Genomic DNA, 4978 nt, shown 5'->3' with positions numbered 1-4978 from the left:
GTCTCAAGGCGAGGTTGGTTCGGCCGTTTCAGCTGAAGTGAGAGCGGATGTCGCCTGGGCGGTTATCTCGTCCTGGCCGCCTCGCGCCAGCAGATTTCGGATCCATAGGGTTGCGCCAGTCACACCCGAGCGATGAGCGAAGCGAACGACAGCCAGCAGAACTGCGGCGGCAAAAAGAAGGCGATGCTCGTCTACGGCGTGGCTCAGATCTCGGCCACGGTCGTCTCCGCTATCGCCCTGGCCTCGATCGCCGTTGGCGTCTGCGCGCTGAAGCAACAGAGCAAGCTTTTCAACGGATGTGTGGAAGAGGTGGTGGCCGAGGGCAAAACCAACGCCCAGGCCGTCCGCTACTGCAACGGCGGCAACTGATCGTTTGTTTTTCATAAGGTCCGCCGCAAACGCGGTGGTGGCCTCACGGCTGGCCAGTGGAGCCGGTCAGCGCCCTTGGTTTGCCCTTGTTCTGTCGCCCAGGGGGAGTTAGGGCGGGGGTAGCTGCCAGCTCCAGATGCCGGAATCACGCATCGCGCACACGGCGAAGGGTTCAACCCTGGATTCGTTGGGGGGGAACTTCTTCAGGGTCTGCGACCCGCAGGGGCACTGCCAATCCGTCGAAGGCCTGTGGAACGCCGAGGAGGTGCTCCGGCGCAATGAGCGACCCAGCACCACGAAGCGCAATTGCCTGATGCCCAAGCCGATCAGGCGACCTGTGGGCGAGTGGTGAGCCGCTGATCCCTGCGCCTGGTCCCTTGCAAAACCCATCCTGCTGTAGTACACCTGTACTCTGCTTGTGGTGGATTGATGGAGGAGGCTTGGCTGCAGGATCCCAAGGCCGGTTGGCAGGTTCGCTTTCACAAGGATCAGCGCACCTGGGGCCGTGAGACCTGGGTGTTTGTGGACACGGGTAAGGCCATGCCGGACCACCTGCCGCTCCTCAAGGAGCGCTATCACCTGCGTCGCGCCGATGCCCGGGTCCTCTGGGAAGGCTTGATGGCCAAGGGTTGGCTCAAGACGCGCCCCGCCTGGGGCGTCTATGCCGAGCCGTAGGCAAGAAAAAAGCCCCGCCGAAGGCAGGGCTAGGGGTCAGGAACGATCCGGGCGTCTGTCCTCGTTTCGACTCCGGATTGGAGTTCCTCACTCCTCACACAACAGAACTATCCCGCCCGAGCAGCCGGAGGCAAGTCGCCTGTGTGCGGAGCTCTGACTGCCACTCTCCGGGGAGGCGCCATGAAAAAAGCCGGTCACCAGTCCGGCTTTGTTCTCCCTGTGCTTGCCAAGGCACACAACAGTCATGGCTCAACTCGGTGGCCAGGCGCGATGAGCCGAAGTACCTGAATCAGCAGGGCCCCGGAACCCTCCGGTGTTCAGTCACGGAACACCGATGGACTCACGCCGTTTAGTCGTCTGGATCTCCGCTGGGATCTTGAGCTTCCAGGGCTTCGCTCTGGCCTTTGATCTGCTCAATTGCACCGCCCTGACCTGGGTGCAACTGCATCGCTCGGTTCCCCTGGAGCCCTGCAGACGTCCCAATGGCCGGATTGATGCCGCGGTCAACCATGGTCTGAGCGTGCTGGCTGGTTTAGCCCTGGGCAGTCAGTCCAAGCCGGCTCCTTAGATCACCTGCAGCGCGATCCAGAACACGAAGACCACCAGAAGCATCAGGCCATCCAGTTGGGTGAACTTGCCAATGGTTGGCCTGATCAAGAGCAGCGTCAGTCCCAGCAGGACCATCTCGAGGGGATCAAGTCCAAGGATCACCTTGGTTCCGGTGAGTTCCCCAATCAGTAGGACCGCAGGCACGGTCAGGCAGAGCGTGGAGAGCACCGAGCCATAGAGGGTGTTGAGGGAGCGCTGCACTTGTCCCCTTGAGGCGGCTCTGAGGGCGTTGAGTGCTTCAGGGGCCAGCACCAAGAGGCCAACCAGCGTGCCGCCAATGGCGCTGCGCAACCCGAGTCCATTCAGGCTGGCCTCAATCAGCTCGCCCATGGACTCCGCGTTGATCACGAGAATCAACAGCCCAGCAGCGAGCCAAGCCACCGCCGGGGCAACCTCTGGGATGCCCTCATGGCCGCCATCCGCTGCCCCGAGCCATTGGCGTTGCTCGCGGCTTTCGGTGAACAGCCCGCGGTAGCTACCGGTTTGAAAGGCGATAAAGACGCTGAAGAGCCCAAGAGCCGCACCAATCAGAACCACATTTCCGGGGCCGTTGAAGTTGGCTTCTGTGGTTTGGGTGGTGAAGTTCGGAACGATGAGCGCCAGAACACTGATGGTCGTAATCAGGTTCACGTAGGTGATGCTCCCGCCGATGTTCATGGCCGCCAGATCACTGTCTTGCAGGGGCTCCCGCAGCGTTTTCTCCTGTTCTCGAGCGGCCTCAAAGACGCTGATGCCCTTGATTCCGGTGAGGGCGATCATCAGCACCGCGAACATCGAATCGCGGGCCAGGGTTGGGTTGGCCTCTCCGCTGCCCATGGTGCTGGCAATCAGGGCGAGCTCCACCACCACGGCTGAACCGGTCAGGATCAGCGTTCCAAACGGTTCCCCCAGCCGAATCGCCAGGGCATCGGCGTAATGGACCACCCGCAGGGCGAGCAGCAGGATGACCCCTCCAAGCCCAGCTAGACCCAGCAGCAGTGGAAGGACGCTTCCCTCCAGCAGCCAGGGCAGGAGGTTCGTGGCGTGCAAGCCGATCAGCGTGCCCGCACCGAGCAGCAACACGACGAAGGACGTTCGCCGTTGGTGGGTTGGTGACTGTTCCACATCCACCAACTAGCCAGAGACCGGCTCTTTAAACAGTTGCGAGGCTGCGGTTGGCGATCTCGCGGCCTCTGCGCATCCTGCAGGCAGGGCAGGACTTGGGTGTGGTGAGGATCGATCGAGGGGCCACCTGGCTCGCTCCGGTGCGGCTGTTTCTGCGCCAGAACCTGGCCATTCAGATCCTGGAGGGCCTGGTGGCCGGGATCCTGGTGGGCCGGCTGCTGCCCGCCTCGGCCCTGGCGCCGTTGAGTGGCCTTGGGGATGGCTTCATTCGGCTCTTTCAGATGCCGGTCCTGCCCTTTTTGAGCGTGTCCTTGATCGCCGGGGTGGGGCGCCTGCAGTTCGCTCAGGCCAGCCGCTTGCTGGGCCGCTCGGCCCTGGTGCTGATCGGCTTTTGGCTGGTGGTGCTGCTGGCGGTGTTGCTGGTGCCCTTGGGCTTCCCCAGCTGGCATGACGCCTCGTTCTTCAAGCCGAGCCTGCTGCAGGCCCCCAAGCCCCTGGACCTCACCGAGCTCTTCATTCCGGTGAACCCCTTTGCGGCCTTCGCGGAGACGCAGATCCCGGCGGTGGTGCTGTTCTCCCTGGCGCTTGGCATTGCCCTGATCGCCGTTCCCAAACGGCAACCGCTGATCGACGTCTTTGACCGGATCGCCGAGGCCCTACTCGGCATCTCTGCTTTTGTGGCCCGTTTCACCCCGCTTGGGGTGTTCGCGATCCTGGCGACAGCCAGCGCCTCGATCGAGAGCTCCCAGCTGCCGCGCCTGGCGGTCTATGTCGTGCTGCAGGGCGGGATCGCGCTACTGCTGGCCGGTTTGTTTTTGCCCCTGGTGATTGCCGGGGTGACGCCGATTCCGGTGCGCCAGTTGCTGCGCAGCTTCCGCACGCCACTGACCATCGCCTTTGCCACCGCGAACATGCTCGTGGTGCTGCCGATCTTGGTGGAGCTCTCCAAAAAGCTCCTCTACGAGGCCCGTGCGGCGCACCTGGCTCCAGGGGTGAGCGAGCAGGAGCTCAAGGATCAGGTGGACCTTCCCGTTGAGGTGCTGGCGCCGCTGGCCCTGGTCTTTCCGGACATGGGGCGCCTGCTCTCCCTCGCCTTTGTGCCCTTTGCCGGTTGGCTGACGGGAAACTCCATCAGCCTGCAGGAGATGCCGGGCTTCCTGCTGACGGGTCTGGCCAGTGCCTTCCTTGAGGGGATTTTGGCGATGACCTTTCTGCTGGATCGCATGGGCCTGCCCAGCGATCTGGTGCAGCTCTACATCGCCATTGATCAACTGGCGGTGGCGCGTCTGGGCACCCTGCTGGCCTGCATGAGCGTCATCGCCCTGGTGATCATTGGCACCTGGGTGTCGCTTGAGGGGTTCCCCAAGCGCTTCAGGCGCCTGGTGCCAGCGGCCACCGCCCTGGCGGTCTTCCCGGGATTTGTTCTCTTGAGCCGTGTGGGCTTCCAGCTGCTGCCCAAGCCGGTCAATAGCGCCCGCGACCAGTTGATGCACCAGGACTTTGCCCTGGCCAAGGGCCGCGCCCCTGTGGTGCAGGGCTGGTCGCCCGTGGATCAGCCGGGGGATTGGCAGGCGATTCGCCGGGCCCGGGCGATTCGCTATTGCGTCCATGAGCAGGACTATCCGATGGCCTATCGCAATGCGGATGGCGAGCTGGTGGGAGCCGATGTGGAGATGGGGATGCTCTTTGCCAAGCAGATGGGCCTCAAGCCCAGCTACGTCCTGATCGACCGGATTGGCAACGCGAACGACCCGCGCCCTGATGGGCTGCAGGCCCTGGAGCGGGGCTACTGCGACCTCAAGCTCTCCAGTGACGTCATGGCGCCGATGCAGGCGGCCCGCACCCGCTTCACCGATGCGCACCTGACCTACGGCGTTGCCCTGCTGATCAAGGGCTCAGCCCTGAGCAGCAAGCGCCAGTGGAGTGATCTGGTGGAGGTCCAAGGTCTGCGGGTGGGCCTGGGGTTTGAAGCCCCATTCCTGCTGCGCCTCGTTGCCGGCTGGTTGCCCCAGGCCAAATTCATCAGCTCCCAGGGGACCGATGCATTGCTGAAGGCGCTGCAGGAGGGCCGGCTGGATGCGGTTTTGGTGACGGCGCAGCAGGGGGCGTCCTGGAACGTGCTCCAGCCCAACCTCACCTTGTTGGTGCCCCAGCCGCTGAAAAGTCTTCCGGCGGCGCGGCAGTTGCCGTGGAAGAGCGCCGCCTTGGCGGGGGTCTGGAA

5 protein-coding genes are annotated in these 4978 nt (G+C 63.6%); 4 read left to right on the top strand and 1 reads right to left on the bottom strand.

Going from position 1 to position 4978, the window contains the following annotated elements; all coding sequences use genetic code 11:
- The first annotated feature begins 132 nt into the window (after positions 1-132).
- The 3 genes from QZ189_RS10665 (at position 133) to QZ189_RS10655 (ending at position 1612) form a co-directional block, all read left to right on the top strand.
- Positions 133-369, top strand: a complete 237-nt coding sequence (locus QZ189_RS10665; protein ID WP_010317711.1) for a hypothetical protein — start codon at positions 133-135, stop codon at positions 367-369.
- Positions 370-798: 429 nt separating this feature from the next.
- A complete protein-coding gene (locus QZ189_RS10660) occupies positions 799-1044 on the top strand; it encodes a DUF1651 domain-containing protein (protein ID WP_010317712.1) in 246 nt (81 codons plus the stop codon).
- A 334-nt stretch (positions 1045-1378) separates the two neighbouring features.
- Entirely contained in the window at positions 1379-1612 is a 234-nt protein-coding gene (locus QZ189_RS10655) for a hypothetical protein (protein WP_247478936.1), read from the top strand.
- On the opposite strand, the gene QZ189_RS10650 is transcribed toward QZ189_RS10655, so the two are convergent.
- A complete protein-coding gene (locus tag QZ189_RS10650; protein WP_296421736.1) occupies positions 1609-2757 on the bottom strand; it encodes a sodium:calcium antiporter in 1149 nt (382 codons plus the stop codon). The genes QZ189_RS10655 and QZ189_RS10650 overlap by 4 nt on opposite strands.
- Positions 2758-2861: 104 nt before the next feature.
- Between QZ189_RS10650 and QZ189_RS10645 the strand changes: the two genes are divergently transcribed.
- A partial coding sequence (locus QZ189_RS10645) for a cation:dicarboxylase symporter family transporter (protein ID WP_296421735.1) occupies positions 2862-4978 on the top strand: 2117 nt, incomplete at its 3' end.

The organism is Vulcanococcus sp. CPBay_Sum15L08_68 (genome assembly GCF_017855895.1).
Taxonomy (GTDB): domain Bacteria; phylum Cyanobacteriota; class Cyanobacteriia; order PCC-6307; family Cyanobiaceae; genus Vulcanococcus.
Note: the sequence above shows the minus strand (reverse complement) of the source record. Positions and strands in the feature narration are given on the sequence as shown.